Origin of the sequence: Photobacterium swingsii (assembly GCF_024346715.1) — a bacterium.
Lineage (GTDB): Bacteria > Pseudomonadota > Gammaproteobacteria > Enterobacterales > Vibrionaceae > Photobacterium > Photobacterium swingsii.
On the sequence record NZ_AP024852.1, the window covers coordinates 2088618 to 2115062 of the forward strand.

Below are 26445 nucleotides of genomic sequence, written 5' to 3' on the forward strand. Positions count from 1 at the left end.
TTATGATATGCTTGAAAAATCAAGGATTAATCACATGGACTTCCTGCTAACATGAACATTAGCAAAACCAAATCAAGTTTTTACCGTCGACTTTATGTTGCCCACCTGATCGAAACGGGTACATCAAGTGTGCCAGCTATCATTGAATTTAGCGGCATGCCACGTCGAACCGCCCAAGACACCATCAAAAACCTCGCTGAACTCGACATTGTTTGTGAATTTGAACAAACCCAAGGTGAACGAAACCACAGTGGACAATATGTGATTAGAGACTGGGGGGCCATTAACAAAACATGGGTCAAACAACACATCGCTGAGATCAGGGGATTGTTGAATTACCCTTAATCGAAATGAATGTCACACCTCAACACGACATTCCTGCTAATACCGTAATAAATAGGAAAAAATGTCCTATCATAATCATCAGAACACTATGACAACGCAATGTCAGCGTATTGATTGGTTGTAAAATAAACTAAGACTCCGATTCTTCTTGCAATTAGGCTAAAAAATGCTGCCAGGCTAGGTGTAATGGGGCTTTGTTATGGTAGTATTCTGGCTAAATTGTTCATAGTGAATCGATTTTTCACTGCAAAGAGTAGACGAATATGGCTTTTGATTTTTCTAAAATGACTGTTGATCTATCGGCGATGCCGACAACTATCGATATGGGACACGCTTGGTTAGGTGGTTTAGTGTTAGTACTGCTAGTGCTTTACATCGCTAAAAAAGGCAAACCTGTTGAAGTTGAAAAAATTGTTGAGAAACAAGTCGAAGTAGAAAAAATCGTCGAGGTTGAAAAACCTGTCGAAAAAATCGTTGAAGTAGAGAAGATTGTTGAAAAACCTGTCGAGAAAATCGTCGAAGTAGAAAAAATCGTCGAAAAAATTGTTGAAGTTGAACCTAAGCTGAAAACATCAACACCTGACGCTGCCCTTCAACTACTATCTTTGCTACAACAAGAAGCGCGTTTTATCGATTTCATGCAAGAAGACCTCAAAGGTTTTGCTGACGCAGATATCGGTGCAGCTGCACGTGTTATTCACGAAGGCGGCCAAAAAGTGCTGAACGAATACTTTAGCTTTGCGCCTGTTCGTTCTGAAGAAGAAGAAACACGCGTAACGCTACCAGCAGGCTTTAATGCCTCTGAAGTTCGCCTAACAGGTAATGTTGTGGGCGAAGCACCATTTACTGGAACACTGATCCATCGTGGTTGGAAAGTAACTGATATCAAACTGCCAAAAATGGCAGAAGGACATGATGCTCAGATTATTGCCGCCGCTGAGGTAGAACTGTAATGCAAGAGACACAAGAACACCGTTATAGCGTTGGTATCGACTTAGGTACGACTCACTGCGTATTGTCGTATGTAGACCTTCAAGATGAAGAAGCCAGCGTTAAAGTTATGCCAATTTCTCAACTGACCACACCAGGTCACGTTGAAGAAAAAGACCAATTGCCATCATTCATGTATCAAGCACATGAATCCGAGCTTGCACAAGGTGATACAGCGTTACCTTGGAACACGCAGCCAAAAGCAATTGTGGGTGCAATGGCACGTAACCTAGGCAGCAAAACCCCTATTCGTTTAATCGCGAGTGCTAAAAGCTGGTTATGCCACGGTGGTGTGAACCGTCGTGACGCTTTTCTTCCGCTAAATAGCCCAGAAGAAGTCGTAAAGGCATCACCACTAGAAGCGACTCGCTGCTACCTAGAGCATCTTGTTGATGCGTGGAACCACAATAATCCTGAAACACCACTGTGCGATCAAGATGTCACTATCACTGTTCCTGCATCTTTTGACCCTGCAGCGCGTGACCTAACAGCAGAAGCTGCACGTCATGTTGGTTTCAAACACCTAACGCTACTTGAAGAGCCACAAGCAGCAGTTTACAGCTGGATCAAGAATAACGATGACACGTGGCGTGACCAAGTTTCTGTTGGTGACATCGTACTGGTTGTCGATATCGGCGGTGGTACTACCGACCTTTCTTTGGTTGCTGTAACTGAAGAAGAAGGTAACCTAACGCTAAATCGTGTCGCTGTTGGTGATCACATCCTTCTGGGTGGTGACAACATGGATTTAGCCCTTGCCTACCGCTTGAAAATGAAACTAGCGCAAGAAGGTAAGCAACTACAACCTTGGCAGATCCAAGCAATTACTCACGCCTGCCGTGATGCTAAAGAAGCTCTGCTAAGTGACGCTGAACTACAAGCTGTCCCTATTGTTGTACCAAGCCGTGGTTCTAAACTGCTTGGCGGTACACTTCAAACTGAGCTAACGCAAGAAGAAGTACAACAAACACTGGTTGAAGGTTTCTTCCCTCGCACTGGTATTGAAGAACACCCTGTACAAACAGCACGTGGCGCACTAACGCAAATGGGCTTACCGTACGCACAAGATGCAGCTGTTAGCCGCCATGTTGCAAGCTTCTTAAGCCGTCAAGCTTCCGCTGTTGATGAACTGTTTGAGAAGTTCGAACAAATTCACGAAGGTTTCATCCGCCCTACCGCTATTTTGTTTAATGGTGGTGTACTGAAATCTCAGCTTATCTCTGATCGCCTGTTGGCTATTATCAATAGCTGGTTAACAACAGCAGGTTCAGAAGAAGCTAAATTACTTGAAGGCTTAGACCTCGACCTTGCCGTTGCAAGTGGTGCGTCTTACTACGGCTCAGTGCGCAAAGGTAAAGGCGTTCGTATCCGTGGCGGTATCGCAAGCAGTTATTATGTAGGTATCGAAAGTGCAATGCCTGCTATTCCAGGTATGGAACCACCACTAGAAGCACTGTGTGTGGCACCATTTGGTATGGAAGAAGGCTCTCACGCTGACGTACCTAGCCAAGAGTTCGGTCTCGTCATCGGCCAACCTGTACAATTCCAATTCTTTGGTTCCACCGTTCGCCGCGACGATGCAGCTGGTACACACCTAGATTGGTGGCAGCCAGAAGAAATGGAAGAGTTACCAACGATTCAAGTAACACTGCCTGTTTCTGAAGGCCGTACAGCAGGTGAAGTTGTTCCGGTTCGTCTTGCTTCACGCGTTACTGAGTTAGGCACACTCTGCCTAGAAGCTATCCCTACCGATGGCGGTCAGAAGTGGCAAGTTGAATTCGATGTACGCGAAAAGTAATCAAAGTTAACACCCAAACGGCGCATCCTTGATGCGCCGTTTGTTTTAGTATCAAACATCGTCATCTTAATGAACTGGTAACTCCGCAAGTACTGTACGAACAACTCAAACAATTCATAAATTGCGGCTACCGCTTCGCTATCAATCAGCATTCACCATTGGTATAACTATCTGGAGTGATAAATGGCTTCCCCTCGCTTTCTTGTCGGTATTGATTTAGGTACAACTCATACCGTTGTTGCGTATACCGAAATTACAGATAACCTTGAAAACAGCCCTACACATATTTTTGATATCGATCAGCTCATCGCCCCGGGTGAAGTTGCGCGTAAACCCCTACTCCCCTCTTTTCGGTACCACCCTGCCGCCAGCGAAATTAATGAATCTGAGTTAATCTTGCCGTGGCAGCCAGCCTTAGTGGACGGTGATATTCCACTGGTTATTGTTGGCGAGTATGCACGTGAACTCGGTGCTAAAGTTGAAGGCCGACAAGTTGTTAGTGCGAAAAGCTGGTTATCACACCCCAATGTTGATCGTAATGAAGCGATTCTACCTTGGTCATCGAGCCAAGGTGTTGAGAAAGTATCACCAGTGGTTGCCAGTGCGAGTTATCTAAACCATGTTCGTCAAGCATGGAACTACCACAACCAAGATGACAGACTTGAACACCAAGAAGTCGTTATCACAGTTCCCGCATCATTTGATGAAGCCGCTCGTGCATTAACACTAGAAGCTGCAAAACTGGCTGGACTACCGAAAGTTTTACTGCTTGAAGAACCTCAAGCTGTTTGCTACGACTGGTATGCGCAAAACAAAGACAATGCAGACACTTTACTCCAAGACATACCACTACTTATGGTATGTGATGTAGGCGGTGGTACAACCGATCTAAGTTTAATAAAAGTAAGTTCAGATCAGGGGCAACTCCAACTTGATCGCATCGGTGTCGGCGATCACCTAATGTTAGGTGGCGATAACCTTGACCTTGCTCTCGCCCATCAAGCAGAACTTCGCCTTCATGGCGGCAATAAAAAACTAACGGCAGCTGGCTTATCAAAGCTTATTCAGCAAACGCGCAAAGTTAAAGAGCAATTACTATCAGGCAATGCACCTGACACAGCCAAAGTCACACTACTTGGCAGCGGCTCTCGTTTGATTGGCGGCGCTAAAAGTGTCGAACTCACCAAAGAGGAAGTACATACCATCGCACTAGATGGTTTTTTTCCGCTTACTGAATTTTCAGATCAACCTAACCAACGCCAAGCAGCCGTGGTTGAGTTTGGCCTACCCTACGCCGCTGATCCTGCCATTAGTAAGCACCTTGCACAATTCATTGAACTACATGATGAAGTTTGTCGTGATGCGCTAAACCAAAATGGAGAAACGGTACTAAGCAATACACCACCAATTCCAACCGCCGTGTTACTTAATGGTGGCGTATTCAATAGTCCACTTTTGAGCAACCGAGCACTTGATATCTTTAAGAAATGGAAGGGTGACAGTGTCACTCAACTAGTTAATCCACATCCTGATTTATCAGTAGCCTATGGTGCAGTCGCTTACGCAAAAGCCCGTCATGGTGCCCAATTGAAAATTGGAGGTGGCTCAGCTCGTTCTTACTTCTTAACCATTGAAGATAAGAAATCCGCAAAACAAGGTTTATGCCTATTACCCAAAGGCACAGATGAAGGGAACGATATTCATCTTGAAGATCGTTACTTTGCGCTAACCCTTGGCGAACCAGTGCGCTTTAATTTAGTATCATCAACCGATGATACTCACGCTGAAGTCGGTCAGATTGTTGACATAGATAATGATAGCTTTATCAGCTTACCGCCTTTTATTGCTACCCTCGACAGTGAAACAGATCGCTCTTTACTTGCCGCCAATCAAAAAGAACGTGAAGTTGTCACCCTTGCCTGTCAGCTGACCGAAGTGGGTACACTGCAAGTTGAATGCGTATCTGCAACAGACAAATCTAAGCGCTGGAAGGTAGAATTTACTGTTCGGAAAGATTTGGCTAAATTACATCGCAACAGAGACAAAGAAGCGACACAAGCTGAATCTATCTTACCAGCCCGCATAGACGATGCGATCGCAGCCATCAAGTTAGTCTATGGCGGAAGCGCAAAAGTAACCGATAACAAAACACTAAAAACACTGCAAAAAGATCTCGAGAAAATGCTAGGTAAGCGTGATTCATGGGAAACACCTTGCTTACGTGAGCTTGCATCCGCACTGCTTGATAGTAAAAAACGCCGCCGTCGCTCAGACCTTCATGAAAGAACTTGGCTAAAATTGGCAGGTTTTACGCTACGCCCTGGTTTTGGCTACCCTTCCGATGAATGGCGTATGGAGCAAGTGTGGCAGTTATACCAACAAGGTGTGCAGTTTGACTCTAATGTACAGACTTGGAGTGATTGGTGGACATTCTGGCGACGCGTTGCAGGTGGGTTAACTCAGGAACAACAGCTAGTCATATATAAAGACATCGCAAAATACATTAATCCAAGCGCAACACGTAACAGCAAACTCAATAAAGAGCTACAAGAACGTAGCTATCAAGACATGGTGCGCTTAGCCGCATCCCTTGAGCACCTTCCGTTCGAAAACAAGCTTCAACTTATCGAGTGGTTATTTGGCCGCTTACAAAAAAATCAGTTTTCTCAAGCGCACTGGTGGGCTATTGGCCGTATTGGCACACGTAGTCCCTTCTACGGTAGCGCCCATAACCTATTAACAGCACAACATATAGCCTATTGTCTGCCAGAGCTCATGGAGCTTGATTGGCGAACTGACCCTAACATTGGGTTTGCTGCTGTAATGATGTGTCGAATGACGGGTGACCGAACGCTCGATATTGATGATACGGCACGAGCTGAAGTAATTGATAAACTTAAAGCAAGTAAGGCACCGGCTAGTTGGGTGCAAATGGTTACTGAAGTAAAAGTCTTAACAGAAGAGGAAACTAAACGTGTATTTGGTGATGCATTACCTGCTGGGTTACAGTTAATCAAACACTAATACTGCCTTAAAGTGTCAAATTGCCCTGCGTAACATTTACAAACATATTGTTACTGTTAGTAGCGGCATTTTGACACTAGCTATTAAGCTACCGTTAGGGTTCGTGTAGGTATTATAGAATTATTCAATAACAAGGCATGCATGAAAGACATCTTTCATGACCACCAAGAATAATTTGTGAGTATTTCTATGAACCGTAATCAATTTCAATTCATCGCACAGCGCATTTTTAAATCTCAAAACCAACGCGTCGCTGTGGAAGCAGTTATCTTCGACGGCTTATCAAGCTATGAAGCAGAGAAACGTTTCGATGTGCCAAAAGGTACGCTTTCTCGTAACGTGCGTAAGTACAAAAACGAAGCTGAGTACATTTCTTCTGTAGCAGCAGCATAATTAAAAGTGACAAACCATATTCCAGTCTGTGTGACGGATATCTCAAGTCCTAACTGCTTACAAAATGCCTATTGATGCATGAATACCACACCTAGTTCATCAGGATATGGTTTGTAATAAAAAGGAGAGCTTCTGCTCTCCTTTTACTTTTGTACAAGAAACTATTTAGACGATCTTAATTGAAACCAAATCGGCTAAGAAAGTCATCTGTTTGTCGCATTTTAACCGTTAGGAACAAACAAGCAGCACTAACAAGCGCAAAAGCAAGCCAAGATAAAAGACTAACAGAAAGCAAAGCACCAATCGGATTATCGCTAAACAAAATTGTAATGGGTAAGTGATACAGTCCTTTAACTGAATCCCCTAACGATGTCGTGCCAAACACTAATGACGTCGCTATGTTCAACAGTAATACCCCCACCAATAGAACAGCTAAAGGTGCGCGCGTCACTTGTGACAAAAGAAAGATGACACTCACAAATGGGACCAACGCGATACTTACTGCAGTCATACGCCCAATAAACGCTAACCAATGTAATAAAAGAGCCCACAGAGTAACCGACGATGGCGCATCTAATGTCTGTGTTGTCCAAAACAGGGATAAAATCCACACAATAAAATCAGAAAAAGCAAGAACGGTTGACGCTAACACAGGCAAGACAACCAGAGTGAACAGTAGCTTCACCCCAACGGCTTCCCAATCTGATATAGGCATCGATCGCCAAAACGTCAAACTGCCTTCTTCCCGTTCTTTACGTAATGCTTTCGGGGTGTAAACTAAAACAAGTATAACTGCGACGATACTCGCAACCCATACATTGAAGTTCCCCAATACACCGGCAAAACCCAAAAAATCGCCAACATCGGGGATGACGCTGCTACCGTTTACTTGCCATGTAATTGATACATCACCACCAGACATAAACATGCCTAGCGCAAGTAATACTATGCACGCAATCACAGCAGGAAAACGATAGATAAATGGATACTCAATCCATTCTTTTTTTATTAAGCATAAAAGGCGGTTCATGCGGTAAACCCTAACTGTTTGGCAAGGAAAAGATCTGACAAGCGAGTTTTAAGTACCTGTCCAAGTTCTAATAAGGCTTCACTTGATACATCATTGAAGAGCATCAAAGTGTGTTCTTTTTCTTCTTTTATATAAATAGGGCTGTATTGCTCTGCCTTCTCACGGTTTTCTTGTGGAATACAAATACTCGTGTATTGGGCATAAATTGAATCTAATGAACCTTGCAGTACTACCTTTCCTGATTTAAGCACTAACACATCCGTTAATAAATGCTCAATCTCACTGACCTCATGACTAGCAATAATCACAGAACGATGACTTTGTTGAACCCATAATGTTATATCGCGGTAGAATGTTTCACGATAAATTAAATCCAAACCTAATGTTGGCTCATCTAATATCAATACTTGCACATCAGTCGCCATCACTAACGCCAAGTGAAGCTGAACCTTCATGCCTTTAGAAAGCTGAGCAATTTTCATTCTCAATTTAAGTTCAGTATTCGATAAATAAGATTTCGCTTTGTCTGCATCAAATTGTGGGTGTACGCCTTTCATGTAATTAATAATTTGCTTAATTGTCATCCAGCAAGGCAAAGAGTTCACATCAGAAATATACGCAACCTTCTCCATAACCTTAGATCTATGTTTTTCTGGTGCTAATCCTAATAATGATACATCGCCATCGTAATGCAGCGTCCCTAGCAGTGTATTAATTAATGTCGACTTGCCAGCACCATTGTGACCGAGCAAGCCTAAGACCTGCCCACTAGAAAGCGTAAAGCTAATATCGGCTATGGCTTTATGATTATTAAAGGCTTTTGATAGTCGGGATACTTCAACTAAATTTTCCAAGTTCGTACTCTACACTTGTTGATGCTACACAGGCTTTGTGTGCAATATGTTTAACTAAGATACCTAGCTTTATAGGCAACAAGACGGGCAAATAGTTCAGAGGATTACACCTAAATTACAGGTACGGGAAAAAGGCACTTATTAATAAGCACCTTCTTAAAAACATTTGAACGAGACATCTATATTAAGTCATCGGTATGATTCTACTTCGCGATTCGTTTAACCTACAATATCAGTCAAGTATTCGAAGTAGCGATATATTACCAATGGGCAGAATATTTGTAGCTTTACGAGAAGAGAACTGCTTATTCTTTCTCAATTAAATCTTCAGGATGTACACCGTCTTTTTCCATCATTGCTAAAATTTCAACCATACGCGTACTTTTAGCTTCATCACGAAACTCATGCAATACTGCAATTAGGTTATTAATTTTATCGAGAGGGATACGCTTAATTACCGCTTTTTGACGACCTGGTACTTCATCTGCAAAATCAATTAATGTTTGACGATAGTCTGTACGTTCGACTTTTTTGTTACCGTCTGCATCTACGCTTTTCAGCATTGCACTTAATGCTTTTTCTGCAGCAGCAAAATTATCCATGTATTACCTCTTAACTCATATGAGGGATACTCCAATCATGGCATTAGGAGCTCCCTTTAGTAATCACGTTCTATAAATAGCTATTAAATATAGGAAAGTATTAACTGTCTTAATAATATATGGCTCAAACCCCTAGATAAGAGGCTTTTGTTACTCTAACAACTAACCGAATGATCCGTATTGATCATTGAATTATAATATATTTGAGAAGGTGGTATATCTCTCAAGTAGCAACAAATGCAATATACTCCCACTTTTCACATAAGTGAATCAATTTCTCTTGTTTCAAACGTCTTTAGTATAACGTGTTCCACCGTATACATCCTTAATCATAGCTGATTGATCGGAACAAAGTGTAAATATTTAATTTTCGGCAGTGTTTTTGTTATCAAACAGTGCGCCTTAGCTATTTAAAAAGATTGATGCGTCTTTAAAAAAGCTAGCAACAAGCTTCATGCAGAGAGTAACCAATAGATGAAGTCAGCCAATCAACGCCATTCTCATTACCAGCACAAATACTTATACCGTTCTGCCAAAACACAAACACAGTACAGAAACAACCTTCATTTCACTTGACGCGCCATAATTTAGGTAGACTTCATAATTCAAACAACGATTTATCATGGTTAAGGCAATGGTATGTATAATTCGTCAAACCAACCAAGCAAGAGCGCCTCATGGAAAATATTTATACCTGTATTCGTTGTCACCAAAGTGATGAGTTCTTAATTAGTGAAGCTGGCACCTACACTTGCATCTGTGGTTATCAATTCGTCATCGAGCATCAGGAACAAACACAGCAAGATACAGAAGCCACGACACAACAGCGACACGCTGTTCACTAAATCTGTTTCATCTTTATATAACTCGCGACTTTTGTTTCCATTTCCTTGCATAAAGATGAACCCTTCTGCATATCATGTTAAAAAATTACTTCCTTTATAAATCTCACTATATGATAAAACACTGTTCATTGTTCAATTGGACAGCGTTTTAACGCAAAATAAACAGAACGCACACACTGTAATTAAATCATTGAATTCAAATGACTTTAAACATATAGCACTCCAACCAACCCCCAAATTACAGTCAATACATAATAAAATGTGATCTCTGTCGTGTAGTTTTTCCTGTATTTCATGCTACCTTGCAGCGCCTTCTTTAAGGCTGCCTTACGGTTTCATGTTTCGAAAATGTTAAATTTCGGGCAATTTAATCCGCATAAAACACTCGAAACAAGAACAATATATAGCTGAAACCGTTGTGACTAAGTGTCACTAAATGGATGTTCCAGTTCGCTCGATGATTTTTACGTTCGAGCCCTTGTTACAGGAAAACAAAATGAATGTTGCTAACGAATCTTGGTTAGATGCTCTAAATAATGTACTGATGTCTATCATAGGTACTATTAATGGACTTCTTTGGGGCCAAGTTCTTATATACCTTCTTGTAGGTGTGGGAATTTACTTCACTCTGCGTTTAGGTTTTATTCAAATCCGCCAATTTAGACACGCAATTGATGTACTAAAAAGCGGTAAAGATATTGAGAACGGTTTAAGTTCTTATCAGGTATTCTGCACCTCAATGGCTGCACGTGTAGGTACTGGTAATATGGCTGGTGTTGCAGTTGCGCTTGCAGCTGGTGGCCCTGGCGCTATCTTTTGGATGTGGTTGATTGCCCTATTTGGTATGTCTACAGCTTTTGTCGAATCAACCCTTGCTCAAGTATACAAAGTAAAAGATGTTGATGGTCAGTACCGCGGTGGTCCAGCGTACTACATGGAAAAAGGCCTAGGTCAACGCTGGATGGGTTCACTGTTTTCTGTATTCCTAATTATTGCATTTGGCTTAGTCTTTAATGCTGTTCAGGCGAATACAATTACAGATGCTCTGAATCACTCATTTGGTTTCGATGAAACAATTATGGGTGTTATTATTGTTGCGGCTTCAGCGTTCTTTATTATGGGTGGCCTGCGCAAAATTGCTCAAGCATCTGCTCGTATTGTCCCTGTAATGGCTATCAGCTACCTTGCCATTGCAATGGTGGTTGTGGTGATGAATATCTCTGAACTACCAGCAGCAATAGCATTAATTGTTAAGAGTGCATTCGGCTGGCAAGAAGCTGCAGCAGGTGGTGTCGCTTATACTATTGCACAAGCAATGCAAAGCGGTATTGCTCGTGGTCTATTTTCAAATGAAGCTGGTATGGGTTCTGCAGCGAACGTAGCTGCATCTGCAACTCCAAACCCGAACCACCCTGCATCACAGGGCTTTGTTCAAATGCTTGGTGTATTCGCAGATACTATTGTTATCTGTACTGCTTCAGCAGCAATGATCATGCTATCAGGTGTTATGGACCAACCTGATGCTGCATCTGGTATTGGTTTGCTACAGCAAGCTCTTACTAATGAACTAGGTAGCTGGACAGCTTACTTCATGGCTGCAGCAATTCTACTGTTCTGTTTCACATCTATCATTGCTAACTACAGCTACGCTGAAACAAACATCATGTTCTTGAACGGTAACACGAATAAAGGTCTATTAGCTTTCCGTTTGCTTGTTCTTGCTATGGTTATGTTTGGCTCAGTCACATCGTTACCTGTTGTGTGGAACCTAGCCGATGCTTCAATGGGTATGATGGCGCTGATCAATATCATCGCTCTACTGTTGCTATCTAAGCTGGCATTCAAAGTCATTAAAGATTACGAAGTGCAAATCAAAGCAGGTAAAACACCAGTATTTGATCGCTCTAAGTTCCCTGAACTCGAAGAGCTAGATGGTGCATGGCACCCTAAAGATAGCAAAGCTAAAGCTAACAGCTAACAGCTCTGCACTAAACACTAAGCCAGCTCAATGAGCTGGCTTTTCTTTTTCGATAATCCCTTACTATATCTTGGCACTTTCGCTTTTATTCATCACTGCAATTTGCCAAGATCTTCTTACACTATTTTGCTCGCGTTTCTTAACAAAATCGCCTACTTAACTAGACCTCATGTCCATCTTTTCGGTAAAGTAATAAAACGCAATTCAATTTATTATTAGAAGAGTCAATATGGACATTATCGAACTATTACCTAACTTATTTAATGGCTGGATATTTCTCGCCATCTTTATCATCATTTTCATCCGTTCTTCGGTTAAATTTGTACCGCAAAATTCAGCCTTTATTGTTGAGCGTTTTGGTAAGTACAACAAGACGATGGAAGCAGGTTTAAACTTTATTGTTCCTTTTATTGATCGCATTGCTTATACGCGCTCTTTGAAAGAACAGGCTTACGATGTTCCTCAACAGTCTGCTATCACGAAAGACAATATCTCCTTAGTTGTAGATGGTGTCCTCTACCTGAAGGTGCTTGATCCAGCAAAAGCCTGCTACGGTGTTGATGACTATGTATTTTCAGTAACTCAATTAGCGCAAACAACCATGCGTAGTGAAGTGGGTAAACTAGAATTAGATAAAACCTTTGAAGAACGCGAAAACCTCAATACTGCGATTGTATCTTCTATCAACGAAGCCTCTGAACCTTGGGGTGTACAGGTACTGCGCTACGAGATCAAAGACATTGAGCCACCGCGCTCTGTACTCGATGCAATGGAACGCCAGATGAAGGCTGAGCGTGAAAAACGCGCGGTTATCTTAGAATCTGAAGGTCAACGCCAATCTGATATCAATATCGCGGAAGGTGAAAAACAAGCTCGCGTATTAGCAGCAGAAGCTGAGCGTTCAGAACAGGTATTAAAAGCAGAAGGTGAAGCGCAAGCAATTTTAGCCGTTGCGCAGGCACAGGCTGAAGCGATTGAAGTGGTTGGTCGTACTGCATCGACTGAAGAAGGACAGAAAGCAATCCAATTAGAACTTGCGGGCAAAGCGATTGATGCAAAACTAGCGATTGCCAAAGAGTCTTCCATTGTTTTGCTTCCAGACAACCAGTCAAATGCTTCAACTATGGTTGCAGAGGCAATGACAATCATTAATAAGCTGAATCAAACTAAGTAATTTGAGGTAATTCGTATGGATGTTTTTGGTATTAGCCCTGCGCAGTTAACTATCATTATTGGCTTGATCTTACTCTCTATCGAAACACTGATATTAGGCTTATCAACCATAGTACTATTAGCCGTCGGTGTTGCCGCTGTGCTTGTTGGTGGTTTGGCATGGGCAGGCATACTGCCAGAGACATTCTTAAGTCTTGTTAGCGCTACGGGGATTAGTGCAGGTCTTATCACGGTTTTACTGTGGAAGCCATTAAAGCGCTTACAGCAAAATAAAGTTGAAACGAATAATGTTCACAGTGACTTTATGGGGCTAACTTTTACCTTGGATGCGACACTAAGTGCGCAAGATGCACCAGTGTATGTCAAGCACTCGGGTATCCAGTGGCAGTTGTTGATCGATCCAGCTTCACATGCACAAAACCTACCGGCAGGAAGCACAGTAAAAGTTGTTAGCGTTGCAGTAGGTAAGTTTACCGTCAAAGCCTGTTAAACGAGTAGCAATTAACCTTACTTCATTCGGCGGTGTTAACCTATAACACCGCCTCGTTATTTAGACTCTCTCCCCTTTTCTCTCCTGCTCTTTAGAGTTTTGCTAAACTGACAGCAGTTCACGCAATAAAGGTCTCAATTATGGCTGCTGATCATACCGTGTATATTAAACACGTATTTTTACCTCGCTGGCTTTCAGATCAGCACGATCAGTTATGCCTATTTTTAAAACAAGCAGTACGCTTTCCTTTATGTGTACTGACTCTATTTTTGTCTTTATTGTCGTTTTCAACACACGCAGAAAAAATTTCTTATAGTCAACTCGTTGATGGCGACATCATCACCGTCACACTCGACCAGCTATTACCAACTCAAGCTGTAATGAGCTATGACAAAGAATATGCCCTGCTTTACCATTACAAAAAAAATGAAAAGAATATTTTTGGCGCGCTGTGTAAATTGAATGGCGGTGGCAAACTGAAGAAGTGGGATGAAAACTCCTCACCGACAGATCTCGAAAGTTATACTTGCTCTAAAAAGCTGGGTTCGCAAACGAGTGACTTAGCCAGCGTCATTGTTGGCCCCGAAGAAGGGCTGCTTTACCTCACCACCCAACATCATATACTTTCCAGTTTTTGGGATATGCCTAATGGCGGAACCAGCGTACCGATAAAACTCAAAGTCACGTTTAATTTACTGGGTTCAGGTGATGATTTCTGGCCAGAAATGAATAACGACAACGAGGTCTGGTTATATAACCATAAAGGCAAAAAGATCTCCCCATCCGATCTACCTGATTACATTGGGTCGAAACAGCTAAAAGAAGATAAGTACTTATCCCTCGCCTATTTCTTGCAGGGCATTAGTTACGACTTACCCCAAAAGAAAAAAGATCCGAATACTAAAGCACCTTATCAACGCGTACCTTACCTCGCTTTGCAATGGTCTCTCACCTTACGAGAAAAAATGAATGCTGACGACTACAACTTTAACAGCCGTGATGAATATGCTGCTGCATTAGCAGAAGCTGCAACTGTCATGGTGGATCTTGCAAGCGATGAAAAAGTTGGTAAAACCGATTTACCAGCAACCGCCATGGGACAATTTTCAGAAGTCGACTCAAAAGCACTAGAAACCATGCTGACCAGCAAAAAATCAGAATGGTATTTCGCGACTGAGTACCGAATTGAAAAGAAGAAGAAATCCACGCCTAAAAAGCTCTTAGAAGAACAAGAAAAAGCAAAGCAAGCATCAACAGAAAGTAGCAACAAGGAAAAGGAAAAAACGAATGGAACAAAAGAGGATGATAAATAGAAGCGTACGGCAAGACATTCAAAGCCTACTAGTAATAACGAGCTGAAGTTAAGCTCGTTATTACTTTGACATTCGCACTATTTTTTAAAGTTTTTAACGATAAAGGTATCTAGCTTATTCGCAAAATTCTGGCGATCTGATTGACTAAGCGGTGGCGGCCCACCAGTCTGGACACCTGAACTACGCATCGTATCCATAAAGTCGCGCATTTGTAGGCGCTGCTTAATCGTTTCTTTGGTATATAGCTCACCACGTGGATTGAGTGCATGCCCATCTTTAGTAATGATCTCATCAGCTAAAGGAATATCTGCGGTAATAACAAGATCACCCGCTTCAACCTGCTGCACAATAAAATCATCCGCAACATCAAAGCCACTTTCCACTTGTAAAGAACGGATGTGTGGTGATGGCGGTACACGGACATAGTGATTTGCCACCAGCGTAACAGGTACACCGACACGGTTAGCCACTCGAAATAAAATTTCTTTAATTACATTTGGACACGCATCTGCATCCACCCAAATTTTCATCTGATTCTCCTAAAAAGTTGAATAGATATGGTTTATCAAAACCCAGTTAACGATGTTATACCAATATGGGTAAGTAAATGGTCAGGTGATTGCGCAGGAAAAAGCACTGAAACAAGGCGTAGATTGCAGATAGCTAGTTGTTCTATCTACAAAATCTATAACGCAGTTATCATTGATTTTAACCAGCAAGAACGATCAGTTACTTAGTTAGATTGGTATTACTCATCTAATAGCTTTAAGCCTGATAGAAAAAAGCCGCCTTAGCGGCGGCTTTTATTCCACAAACAATAGTTAGCCCGTTAGGCCTTGCTTACGTAAGTATTCATCGTAAGAACCGTGGAAGTCTTCAACACCGTCTTTAGTGATTTCAATAATACGCGTTGCAATTGATGATACAAATTGACGGTCATGAGATACAAACATCAAGGTACCTTTGAAGTTTTCAAGCGCTAAGTTAAGTGCTTCAATTGACTCCATATCCATGTGGTTTGTTGGTTCATCCATTAGTAGAATGTTTGGCTTTTGCATGATTAGCTTACCAAACAACATACGGCCTTGCTCACCACCTGAGATCACTTTAACTGATTTCTTAATGTCGTTTTGCGAGAACAGCATACGACCAAGGATACCACGAACAACTTGCTCGTCATCACCTTCGTTTTTCCACTGACCCATCCAATCAAGCAATGTCATATCTTGTTCGAAATCAGTGCTATGATCCTGAGCATAGAAGCCAATGTTGTGGTTTTCAGACCACTTAACCATACCTTCCATTGGTTCCATTGCACCCGCTAGGGTGTTTAGGAATGTTGATTTACCGATACCATTCTCACCGATGATAGCGATACGCTCACCCACTTCAACCATTAGGTTTACACCATTGATCAAAATGTTCTCGCCGTAGCCTTGTTTTAGACCTTCAACTTCTAATGCATTACGGAAAAGTGGTTTTTCCTGATCAAAACGAATGAACGGAGATTGGCGACTTGATGCCTTCACTTCGCTCAATTGAATTTTATCAAGTTGCTTCTGACGAGAAGTTGCTTGTTTCGCTTTAGATGCGTTAGCAGAGAAACGGCTTACGAACGTTTGTAGTTCAGCAATCTGTGCTTTCTTCTTCGCGTTGTCGGCATGCAGCTGTTCACGAGCCTGCTCAGCAGCCATCATGTATTCATCATAATTACCTGGGAATAGGCGAAGTTCACCATAGTCCAAGTCAGCCATGTGTGTACAAACACTGTTTAGGAAGTGGCGGTCGTGCGAGATGATGATCATAGTGCAGTTACGCGCTAATAGGATCTCTTCAAGCCAGCTAATAGTGTGGATGTCCAAGTTGTTCGTTGGTTCGTCAAGAAGCATAACTTCAGGATCAGCGAATAAAACTTGAGCAAGAAGTACACGAACTTTAAGGCCAGGAGCAACTTCGCTCATTAAACCAAAATGCTGTGATTCAGGGATACCAAGACCTAATAGGAGCTCACCCGCGCGAGCTTCTGCCGAGTAGCCATCCATTTCAGCGAACTCAGTCTCAAGATCACCAACACGCATACCATCTTCGTCTGTCATTTCTGGCAATGCATAAATACGGTCACGTTCTTCTTTTACTTTCCAAAGCTCTTTGTGACCCATGATAACGGTATCAACAACTGAGTACTCTTCAAAAGCAAACTGATCCTGACCTAACTTCGCCATACGCTCGTTTGGGTCTAATGAAACAGTACCGGCTGATTGCTCTAATTCACCGCCAAGGATTTTCATGAACGTTGACTTACCACAGCCATTCGCACCGATAAGGCCGTAACGGTTACCGCCACCGAATTTAACTGAAATGTTTTCAAACAATGGCTTATCGCCAAACTGCATCGTAATGTTAGCTGTAGAAATCAATGTACTGTTCCAAATTGATTGATGTATCAAGCATTAAAAAAGCTGCCATTATGGTGGCAGCTTCAATTTGTATGTTCACCTAAGTACGCAGAACAAAGATATTTCTCATTACTTCTGAGAGCGTTCTTGCCATGACTTAGTGATAATGGCGCGCATTATAACAGAATTCGTGAGCTGCATCACCCCCAATTCGAACGATAAACTAAAACCGCTGCACAAGTGCAACGGCTTCTATAAATCAAACAGAGTAAAGAGTATTTAAGAGGCTATTGTTTGATTATGCTTGGTTTTTACGACGGCGAGAGAAACCTAACCCCATTAAACCTAAGCCAAATAGCGCCATTGATGCAGGCTCTGGCACATCGGTAATAACACGAATCCAGTCACCCGGTTGTGTCACATACATAGAAACCGTGAGTTTGTTACCATCAATAATATAATTATCCGGCCCCTCAAATCCACGAGCACCAAATGCGCTAGGGTAAGTCGTACCAGTAGCACCTAGTAAAGCAGAGCTTGCAGCTTCTAAAGTACCGCCAGAATCTGACATAACACCTAAAATATTACTGCTAAATTCCCACACAACATTCTCATGTGAATTCAGACTATTATTACCATTAGGATTATTCAAGAAAATCATATGACTAGCAACATTAGTACCTGAAACAATACTTCCGCCATCAACTAAAAGGTCCGATCCTAAAGAGACAAGTTGCTGCTCATTAAACCCTTGCTGACCTAAATTAGATACAGTTGAGTTTGTAACTGCATTTGGTGCTGCAATAATTTGTGCTGAATTACCTTTAGATGATGTCCCAGGATCCGTGACCATAACAATGCTTGCACTTGCATTAGCTGCCAATAGTGAAGATGTAACTAAAGCTGCAATAGTTAACTTTTTCATGATAATCCCTCAAGTGTTATTAAGAAGTTGCACACTAGAGTAAGCAAGAGAGATACCACCTTTTTTTAATCTTCATTTTCAACAAGTTGAAATATAGTTACGAGACAATACTCTACAATGTGTAAAATATACTGACGTTTTCTACGTCTCTAGCAGGTATCAAGCAATGACTGAAAAATACATAGGCCTCATGTCTGGCACCAGTATGGATGGCGTTGATGCCGTTCTCGTGGAAATAGACTCAACACATACACGTTTAGTTGAATCAATCAGTTTTCCTATGGGTGAAAACTTGAAACGTTCATTGCTTGAAGTTTGTCTTGGTCAGCCAACGAACCTTCAAACGATAGGCGAACTCGATCATCGATTAGGCCACTTGTTTGCCGATGCCGTTATCGCACTTCTAGCTAAAGCAAAAATACCATCAGATACAGTCAAGGCTATTGGTAGTCATGGGCAAACTGTATTTCATGCTCCTGAATGTGAATACGCTTTTACGATGCAACTCGGTGATGCCAATATCATTTCTGCAAAAACAGGCATTTGCACCATCGCAGACTTTAGACGTAAAGATATGGCCTTTGGTGGGCAAGGCGCCCCGTTAGTGCCCGCTTTTCATCAACAGTTATTTAGCAACTCAAAAATATCGCGTGTTATTTTAAACATCGGTGGTATTTCAAATATTACGGTATTGCGGCCAGATCAGCACGTTGTTGGTTACGACACTGGCCCTGGGAATATGCTGATGGACGCATGGATAGCACAACATCATGATCAAGCGTATGACAAAGATGCACAATGGGCATTAACCGGAACTATCAACGCTAAACTTTTAGCCCGTCTACTCACTGAGCCATTCCTTACGTTATCAGCCCCAAAAAGTACTGGGCGTGAACTCTTTAACCTTCCTTGGTTGCAAAAGCATCTCAATGATTTAACCGCGGAGGAGCAGCTCCTTATCTCACCACAGGATGTACAAGCTACGTTGGTTGAATTTACTGCCCAAACTATCGCTAATGATGTACGTACTTATACTCACCCAACACTTCCTAATGAATTATTAGTGTGTGGTGGTGGTGTACATAACCCACTCTTGATCGCTCGGCTTCAATCAGCGTTGCCGCAGTGGCAGATCCTGAGTACAACAGAACGTGGCGTTGATAGTGACAACATGGAAGCAATGGCTTTTGCGTGGTTAGCCTACAGGACCATGCATCAACTTCCCGGTAACCTGCCCGATGTAACAGGTGCAAGTAATGCCGTTGCACTCGGCGCGATATATCCCGCGTAACGTTATTACCTTAACGATAAAAATGTAATTAAGGCTATTCACTCTTTAGGTAGCCTTACTTCCTTATTTTTCCTTTCTTATGAAACCCAGCCTCTTGCTTGCCAAACACGTACTAACCCCTCATATGGACAATTTTGTCAGTTAACACTGTTGAATTCGCCATTTTAAATTCCCCTCACAAAATTCAAGCCTATGAAAAATAGTATTTTTTATTAAATAAATAACGAGAATTAAGTCTGTTTTTACAGCACAAAAAAGACGTTACACAAAAATAATTTGCGAGTCTGATCACGGGATAAAACAGCCTCGGATCACAATTATAAACGCTTAATTTTACTAGGTTAAAAACGACGCAAACGTTACACTTTCAGTCATAAAAACAACATAGCTTCTTGCAGGTTCCCACCTGCTTCATTCCCCCAAAAAACGTGAAAGGTCCTAGTAAAGATGAGTCCGGAAAAATACCTTCTTGATTGGCAAACTAGCCAAACGAATTCAGAATCCATCTCACCACTTCTTGGTCAACTGTACCGACAGAAAGGTGTCGAAATCTTACTGTTTGGTCGTCAATTGGTTAACGCTTCAACTGTCGATATTATCAAAGCACACCGTGTGGCACGTAAGTACACTGGTGAAGCTTTGTCCCCAGCTCAAACGCTTCCACTGATTCAGCAAATGACTGAGTTAGATTTATCACCTTGTCGAATCGATGTCGGTCAACTTGCTTACGATTATTGGAAGAATCAAGATGATGAAAACGGTTTAAAAGACTTCCTTCAAACCGCATTAGCGGAATCACTAAGCAGCACCCAATCACTGGAATCTCGTGATGTTGTACTCTACGGCTTTGGTCGTATTGGGCGCCTTTTAGCTCGACTGCTTATTGAAAAAAGTGGTGCAGGTTACCCTCTTCGCCTAAAAGCAATCGTTGTTCGTGGCGGTAAGCAAGGTGATTTAGAAAAACGTGCGAGCTTACTTCGTCGTGATTCAGTACATGGCCCGTTCAATGGCAGCATCACCATTGATGAAGAGCGTAAAGCCATCATAGTGAATGGTAACTTCATTCAAGTGATTTATGCGAATAGCCCTGCTGATGTTGATTACACCCAATATGGCATCAACAACGCACTTGTCGTTGATAACACGGGTATTTGGCGAGACAGCGAAGGCTTAGGTAATCACCTCGCGTGCCCTGGTACAAGTAAAGTACTACTCACTGCACCGGGCAAAGGTGACATCAAAAATATCGTATTTGGTGTAAATGAATCCGTTATTCTGCCTGAAGACACCATTATTTCAGCAGCGAGCTGTACAACAAATGCAATCACACCTGTGCTGAAAGCTGTAAACGATAAATATGGCGTGGTATCTGGCCACATTGAAACCGTACACTCATACACCAATGATCAAAACCTGATCGATAATTTCCATTCAGGTGATAGACGCGGTCGTTCTGCATCTCTGAATATGGTACTGACTTCTACAGGTGCAGCTAAAGCCGTTGCTAAAGCGCTACCTGAACTTGCAGGTAAGCTATCAGGAAACTCAATTCGTGTTCCGACTCCTAACGTTTCAATGGCTGTTGCTAACCTGAACCTTAACGAGAATGTCACCGCAGAGCAAATGAACCAGTACCTTCGTGAAATGGCACTTAACTCGCCGCTTTCTGGTCAAATTGACTTCACAGATTCAACAGAAGTTGTATCAAGCGATATTGTTGGTTCACGTGTCGCAGGGGTTGTGGATGGGGTTGCAACCATAGCGCAAGACAATCGCTGCGTTCTGTACATTTGGTACGATAACGAATTTGGTTATAGCTGCCAAGTTGTACATTGTATGGAGCAAATGATGGGTGTGCGTTACAAAACGTATCCAGCCAAGTAAGACATTACACTATAATAATCGCTAAACCTCTTGCCTTTTTACCGCTCTGAATATTCAGAGCGGTTTTTTCATTTTAGTTAACGAAAACCATCAGCAACTTCAAGTAAGTTGACATCAAACAATGCACCAAGCCCAGCACATCCTCATACTTAACTCTTTATGATTAAATTTGGGCGAACCATGACACATAAAACCCACCTGATAGTCGCATTAGTATTTGATGACTATGAAACACTCGATCTACATGGGCCAATTGAAATGTTAGGGCATGCCCCGAATACAAAAATTCTCATTGTTTCAGAAAAAGAAATGGCTAAAAGCTCACAAGGAACCATGCTTTATTGTAATAGCCAAATTGAGAATACCATTCCATGTCAGTTGTTTATGACAGTCGGTGGCCTAGGTACAAGAACGGAAGTCAATAATCCGAAGGTTATTAATTGGATCAAATCTCAAACGGCTGTATCAGAAAAAGTATTTTCTGTCTGTACTGGCTCAGCCCTACTGGCAAAAGCAGGGGTTCTTGATGGCGTTTCAGCAACAACTAACAAGTTGGCTTACCAGTGGGTTACCTCGCTTAACCCTCAGGTTTTATGGCAAGCTAAAGCACGCTGGGTAAATGACGCAAGGTTCTTAACCTCATCTGGCGTGTCAGCAGGGATCGATGCTTCTCTGGCTTATATTGCAGAAACATTTGGTTATGATGAAGCAAAAAGGATCGAAGCCATTACCGAATACCACTGGAATGATGATGCTAACAATGACCCGTATGCATGCCTAACAAATAACTAAACATTGCTCCCCCTCATGAGTCTCAGCTGCATTCAGGTAACTAAATAGCTTGGCTTTGGCAAGAGGTAATGGTGTTGTAACCACCGAGCGGAACAAACGCTTAAAATTAGACATAGGTTGCAACGAGCTAGTTTGCTGACAACAAAATCTATAGCGCTGTAATTAATGCATTTAACCAGCAGAATGATTTGATAATAAATGAAGTTGGTATAATAACTAAACCTCTTGCCTATTTGCCGCTCTGGCTATTCAGAGCGGCTTTTAGTTATAGCTTTGGCTGAACGCTCGAATAGATTTCTTTCAACGTACTGTACTCATTTTTGGTGCAGCAACGTACAAGTGATACCCATTGGTCACCAGTTTCATCACACCCTCGAAACTCCGCACGCAATTCGTATTTCTTAAATGATAGCAGTGCGATAAACGACGAAGCTATGAGTGCCAAAAAGCCAAATTGAGGTACAAAAGCCCACGTTGCAGCGGACAAGGCAAATACAATTGACGCTAACCGAACGAGATTATCTTTTACACTTAACTTACGTATTTGCAGCTGTTTTATCTTACTTAACTTATAGCTATCACCTCTAACAACCAGATCGCGTGAAGTAATATCAAAATCGGCATCACTGTAAACATGGCGAAATAGCACCACATCGATCCAACGTTTTCCTTCTGATTTTGCCTTAACCACCTTCTTTTCTCCATGTTATTAAAGGTTTGAAAAAATTAATATAATCATGAAGTAAGTCATCGGTTACCTCTTTATATGCCAAGTCGTAATTAAGATCAACTTTCTGCATGTAAATCTGTACGAGGAAAAAAGATAATTGATGGAGTTAATATCGATATAAAAAAACCCGCATCACTGCGGGTTTATTTTCTAATAACTCTCAACTAATTAAGCATCTTGCTTACCTAGATGTAGCCATGTTTCAACAACGGTATCAGGGTTTAACGAAACAGAATCAATCCCCTGCTCCATTAACCAGTTCGCTAAGTCCTCATGGTCTGATGGCCCTTGCCCGCAAATACCTACGTATTTGCCCGCCTTGTTTGCTGCTTTGATCGCCATAGAAAGCATGGCTTTCACAGCATCATTACGCTCATCAAACATGTGGGCGATTTCACCAGAATCTCGATCAAGACCAAGCGTAAGCTGTGTCATGTCATTTGAGCCAATCGAGAAGCCATCAAAGTACTTCAAGAAATCTTCCGCCAAGATAGCGTTAGAAGGTAGCTCACACATCATGATGACTTTAAGGCCTTCTTCACCACGGCGTAGATCAAACTTCGCCAGTAGGTCAATTACCGAAGCGGCTTCGCTCACTGTGCGGACGAATGGGATCATAATTTCAACGTTTTTCAGACCCATCTTATTACGAACACGCTTGATTGCTTCACACTCTAAAGCAAAACAGTCTTGGAATTGTTCAGAGACATAACGCGAAGCACCTCGGAAGCCAAGCATTGGGTTTTCTTCTGTAGGTTCGAAGTTAACGCCACCCACCAAGTTACGATATTCGTTTGACTTGAAGTCAGACATACGAACAATAACGCGTTTTGGCCAGAATGCAGAAGCTAGAGTTGAAATACCTTCTGTCAGTTTTTGAATGTAAAACTCAACAGGGCTTTCATAACCCGCAATACGGCGATCAATATCGGCTTTTAATTCATCAGACTGCTGATCGTAATTCAATAAAGCTTTCGGGTGAATACCGATCATTTTATTAATGATGAACTCTAAACGAGCAAGCCCAACCCCTTCGTTTGGAATACAAGCGAAATCAAAAGCACGGTCCGGGTTACCCACGTTCATCATAACTTTCAAAGGAAGGTCAGGTAATGAATCAACTTCAGAGCGACGAACTTCGAAATCTAACTCACCTTCATAAATGAAGCCGGTTTCACCTTGCGCACAAGAAACCGTTACATGCTGACCATCGTGCAATTGTTCGGTGGCTTTACCACAGCCAACCACAGCAGGAATACCTAACTCACGTGCAATGATTGCAGCATGACAAGTACGGCCACCACGGTTTGTGACGATAGCCGACGCTTTTTTCATCACAGGTTCCCAATCTGGGTCTGTCATGTCAGCGACTAACACGTCACCATCTTGAACCTGATCCATTTGATCTAGGCTAGTAACGACACGAACAACACCCGTACCAATACGCTGGCCGATTGCGCGACCTTCAATAATGGCTTGTCCTTGAGCATTTAAGTGAAAACGCTCCATCACATTTTGATCATCACGAGATCGCACTGTTTCAGGACGAGCCTGAACAATCAATAGTTCGCCAGTCACACCATCTTTCGCCCACTCGATGTCCATCGGACGACCGTAGTGTTTTTCGATGATCAATGCTTGTTTTGCTAGCTCTTCAATTTCTGCATCCGTCAAGGAGAACTTAGTACGTTCTTCTGCTGACGTATCGATAATGTCAACCTGCGTACCAAGCTCTTCACCCTCGGCATACACCATTTTGATCATTTTTGACCCAATGGTACGACGCACAACAGCAGGATTTCCAGCCGCTAAGGTTGGCTTATGAACGTAAAACTCATCAGGGTTAACAGCACCCTGAACAACCATTTCACCCAGGCCCCAAGAAGAGGTAATAAATACAACTTGGTCGAAGCCAGATTCAGTATCCAGTGTGAACATAACACCTGACGATGCTTTGTCTGAACGTACCATGCGCTGAATACCTGCAGAGAGTGCAACACCTTGATGTTCAAAGCCTTGGTGTACACGGTATGAAATTGCACGGTCGTTAAACAAAGACGCAAATACATGCTTAACCGCTTCAATGACAGAATCAATACCACGTACGTTTAGGAAGGTTTCTTGTTGACCTGCAAATGAAGCATCCGGTAAATCTTCTGCTGTTGCAGATGAGCGCACCGCTACAGATAGCATCTCGTCACCTTCGCCAAGTTCAGCGTAGCACCGACGAATATCTTCCTCTAAATCAGCAGGGAATGGCGCATCGTGAACCCAGCCACGAATTGTCTCACCAGCCGCTTTCAGCGCGTTTACATCTTCAACATCCAACTTATCAAGTAACTGATAGATACGATCATTCAACCCATCAGCTTCTAAGAAAGTATTAAAAGCAAACGATGTTGTTGCATAACCATTGGGTACCTTCACACCAGCGTTTGCTAAATTAGCAACCATCTCGCCGAGTGATGCGTTCTTTCCACCTACTTTGTCAACGTCATTCATTGATAAAGCGTCATACCAAACAACATTCTGTTGCACGGGGAAGTCTCCTTGTAATTGGATACAGCAGTAATTCAGGGTATACCCACCAAAGCAAACGTTTGCATTAAGTCACAAAAAAATACACACGGTGCGGTGTTGATATGGTAGATATTCCTTTTTAGGTTATTGTAATAACTCTGATGCCCACACGATTACAAAATAATTTTAAGGATTCAACTTTTTATGCAGCGCAAAACTCAATTTCGTGACGTATTTTACGTTTCTGACGGTACTGCAATCACATCTGAGACCCTTGGACACGCTGTTTTAGGTCAATTTCCGCTAGAAACAAAGCAAATGACATTGCCATTTGTTGAAACGACGGAACGCGCAGAATACGTAAAAAACCTTATAGAACAAGCAGGTAAAAACTCTGGCGTACAACCTATTGTCTTTTATTCTGTGGTTGTTCCTGAAGTAAAGTCAATTTTAGAGCAAAGCAACGCATTACTTTATGATGTATTGAATGTACTTGTTGAACCACTACGCCAAGACCTAAACCTTGAGCCAGCGCCCAAATTACAACGCTCACATAGCATCAATAAAGACGCTGCTAGTTACATGGATCGTATCGCGGCTATCGAATATACCCTTGCTCATGACGATGGTATCTCACTGAATAATCTTGATCAGGCAGATATTATCCTGTTAGGTGTCTCTCGCTGCGGAAAAACACCTACAAGTTTATATCTTGCCATGCAATTTGGTATTAGGGCTGTCAACTACCCTTTCATTGCCGAGGACATGAAACGACTTAAACTTCCACAAGCTATTGAACCATATAGGTATAAAACCTTTGGTTTAACAATCGATCCAGAACGATTACAGACGATTCGCCATGAGCGTATGGCTGACAGTGAGTACGCTAGCCAGCGTCAATGTGAAACCGAGCTTGGGAAAGTGGAATCTATGTTTCGCCGTGAAGCTATCCCCTATCTGAATACCAGCTCACTCTCAGTGGAAGAAATTTCGACTCGATTACTTGAGTTAAGCGGTTTAAAACGCCGTATGTGCTGATATTTCTCGATGAGAATTAACTAGCACGTCTTTC

General features: G+C 42.2%; 22 protein-coding genes. 14 read left to right on the forward strand and 8 right to left on the reverse strand.

Annotated elements, in window-relative coordinates:
- Positions 1 to 51: 51 nt before the first annotated feature.
- From OCU77_RS09750 to OCU77_RS09770, 5 genes are all read left to right on the forward strand, one after another.
- A complete protein-coding gene (locus OCU77_RS09750; RefSeq protein ID WP_048898574.1) occupies positions 52 to 345 on the forward strand; it encodes a winged helix-turn-helix domain-containing protein in 294 nt (97 codons plus the stop codon).
- Between the two features lie 284 nt (positions 346 to 629).
- The gene (locus OCU77_RS09755) at positions 630 to 1298 is read left to right on the forward strand and encodes a DUF2760 domain-containing protein (RefSeq protein ID WP_211320071.1); all 669 of its coding nucleotides are present in this window, start codon (positions 630 to 632) and stop codon (positions 1296 to 1298) included.
- Positions 1298 to 3133, forward strand: a complete 1836-nt coding sequence (locus OCU77_RS09760; protein WP_048898572.1) for an Hsp70 family protein — start codon at positions 1298 to 1300, stop codon at positions 3131 to 3133. The genes OCU77_RS09755 and OCU77_RS09760 overlap by 1 nt, the downstream gene beginning before the upstream one ends.
- A 183-nt stretch (positions 3134 to 3316) precedes the next feature.
- Positions 3317 to 6157, forward strand: coding sequence for an Hsp70 family protein (locus OCU77_RS09765; RefSeq protein WP_048898571.1), 2841 nt, complete (start codon positions 3317 to 3319; stop codon positions 6155 to 6157).
- A 189-nt stretch (positions 6158 to 6346) separates the two neighbouring features.
- A complete protein-coding gene (locus tag OCU77_RS09770; RefSeq protein WP_048898570.1) occupies positions 6347 to 6550 on the forward strand; it encodes a helix-turn-helix domain-containing protein in 204 nt (67 codons plus the stop codon).
- A 175-nt stretch (positions 6551 to 6725) separates the two neighbouring features.
- Here OCU77_RS09770 and OCU77_RS09775 read toward each other — a convergent pair whose 3' ends face one another.
- From OCU77_RS09775 to OCU77_RS09785, 3 genes are all read right to left on the reverse strand, one after another.
- On the reverse strand, positions 6726 to 7580 hold the full coding sequence (locus OCU77_RS09775) for a hypothetical protein (protein WP_048898569.1): 855 nt from the start codon (positions 7578 to 7580) through the stop codon (positions 6726 to 6728).
- Positions 7577 to 8434 carry an ABC transporter ATP-binding protein gene (locus OCU77_RS09780; RefSeq protein WP_048898568.1) on the reverse strand — a complete coding sequence of 286 codons (858 nt, stop codon included), beginning with the start codon at positions 8432 to 8434 and terminating at the stop codon, positions 7577 to 7579. Before OCU77_RS09780 ends, OCU77_RS09775 begins: the two co-directional genes overlap by 4 nt.
- A gap of 305 nt (positions 8435 to 8739) precedes the next feature.
- A complete protein-coding gene (locus OCU77_RS09785; RefSeq protein WP_048898567.1) occupies positions 8740 to 9036 on the reverse strand; it encodes a hypothetical protein in 297 nt (98 codons plus the stop codon).
- A 677-nt stretch (positions 9037 to 9713) separates the two neighbouring features.
- Here OCU77_RS09785 and OCU77_RS09790 point away from each other — a divergent pair.
- From OCU77_RS09790 to OCU77_RS09810, 5 genes are all read left to right on the forward strand, one after another.
- Complete coding sequence (locus tag OCU77_RS09790) at positions 9714 to 9881, forward strand: hypothetical protein (protein ID WP_160314707.1); 168 nt, start codon at positions 9714 to 9716, stop codon at positions 9879 to 9881.
- Positions 9882 to 10377: 496 nt separating this feature from the next.
- Positions 10378 to 11859, forward strand: a complete 1482-nt coding sequence (locus OCU77_RS09795) for an alanine/glycine:cation symporter family protein (RefSeq protein WP_048898617.1) — start codon at positions 10378 to 10380, stop codon at positions 11857 to 11859.
- Positions 11860 to 12088: 229 nt separating this feature from the next.
- Complete coding sequence (locus tag OCU77_RS09800; protein ID WP_048898566.1) at positions 12089 to 13033, forward strand: SPFH domain-containing protein; 945 nt, start codon at positions 12089 to 12091, stop codon at positions 13031 to 13033.
- Positions 13034 to 13048: 15 nt separating this feature from the next.
- Positions 13049 to 13522, forward strand: a complete 474-nt coding sequence (locus OCU77_RS09805) for an NfeD family protein (RefSeq protein WP_048898565.1) — start codon at positions 13049 to 13051, stop codon at positions 13520 to 13522.
- A 140-nt stretch (positions 13523 to 13662) separates the two neighbouring features.
- Positions 13663 to 14835: a ParB/Srx family N-terminal domain-containing protein gene (locus OCU77_RS09810; protein WP_107302468.1), complete on the forward strand. Its 1173-nt coding sequence runs from the start codon at positions 13663 to 13665 to the stop codon at positions 14833 to 14835.
- A 77-nt stretch (positions 14836 to 14912) separates the two neighbouring features.
- Here OCU77_RS09810 and OCU77_RS09815 read toward each other — a convergent pair whose 3' ends face one another.
- From OCU77_RS09815 to OCU77_RS09825, 3 genes are all read right to left on the reverse strand, one after another.
- Complete coding sequence (locus tag OCU77_RS09815; RefSeq protein WP_048898564.1) at positions 14913 to 15365, reverse strand: YaiI/YqxD family protein; 453 nt, start codon at positions 15363 to 15365, stop codon at positions 14913 to 14915.
- Between the two features lie 291 nt (positions 15366 to 15656).
- Positions 15657 to 17252, reverse strand: a complete 1596-nt coding sequence (locus OCU77_RS09820; protein ID WP_048898563.1) for an ABC-F family ATPase — start codon at positions 17250 to 17252, stop codon at positions 15657 to 15659.
- Positions 17253 to 17529: 277 nt separating this feature from the next.
- A complete protein-coding gene (locus OCU77_RS09825; RefSeq protein WP_048898562.1) occupies positions 17530 to 18156 on the reverse strand; it encodes a PEP-CTERM sorting domain-containing protein in 627 nt (208 codons plus the stop codon).
- A gap of 166 nt (positions 18157 to 18322) precedes the next feature.
- Here OCU77_RS09825 and OCU77_RS09830 point away from each other — a divergent pair, with 166 nt between their 5' ends.
- The 3 genes from OCU77_RS09830 (at position 18323) to OCU77_RS09840 (ending at position 22123) form a co-directional block, all read left to right on the forward strand.
- Positions 18323 to 19447, forward strand: a complete 1125-nt coding sequence (locus OCU77_RS09830) for an anhydro-N-acetylmuramic acid kinase (protein ID WP_048898561.1) — start codon at positions 18323 to 18325, stop codon at positions 19445 to 19447.
- A 447-nt stretch (positions 19448 to 19894) separates the two neighbouring features.
- Entirely contained in the window at positions 19895 to 21331 is a 1437-nt protein-coding gene (locus OCU77_RS09835; RefSeq protein ID WP_048898560.1) for a glyceraldehyde-3-phosphate dehydrogenase, read from the forward strand.
- A gap of 180 nt (positions 21332 to 21511) precedes the next feature.
- Positions 21512 to 22123, forward strand: coding sequence for a DJ-1/PfpI family protein (locus OCU77_RS09840; protein WP_053111802.1), 612 nt, complete (start codon positions 21512 to 21514; stop codon positions 22121 to 22123).
- Positions 22124 to 22388: 265 nt separating this feature from the next.
- Here the strand turns inward: OCU77_RS09840 and OCU77_RS09845 are convergent, their stop codons facing one another.
- Both OCU77_RS09845 and ppsA read right to left on the reverse strand, forming a co-directional pair.
- Positions 22389 to 22814 (reverse strand): hypothetical protein, encoded by a 426-nt coding sequence (locus OCU77_RS09845; protein ID WP_048898558.1) that lies wholly within the window; start codon positions 22812 to 22814, stop codon positions 22389 to 22391.
- Between the two features lie 207 nt (positions 22815 to 23021).
- Complete coding sequence (ppsA, locus tag OCU77_RS09850; protein ID WP_390624768.1) at positions 23022 to 25355, reverse strand: phosphoenolpyruvate synthase; 2334 nt, start codon at positions 25353 to 25355, stop codon at positions 23022 to 23024.
- 222 nt (positions 25356 to 25577) lie between these two features.
- On the opposite strand from ppsA, the gene ppsR reads away from it, so the two are divergent.
- The gene (gene ppsR, locus OCU77_RS09855; RefSeq protein WP_048898556.1) at positions 25578 to 26411 is read left to right on the forward strand and encodes a posphoenolpyruvate synthetase regulatory kinase/phosphorylase PpsR; all 834 of its coding nucleotides are present in this window, start codon (positions 25578 to 25580) and stop codon (positions 26409 to 26411) included.
- Positions 26412 to 26445 lie beyond the last annotated feature (34 nt).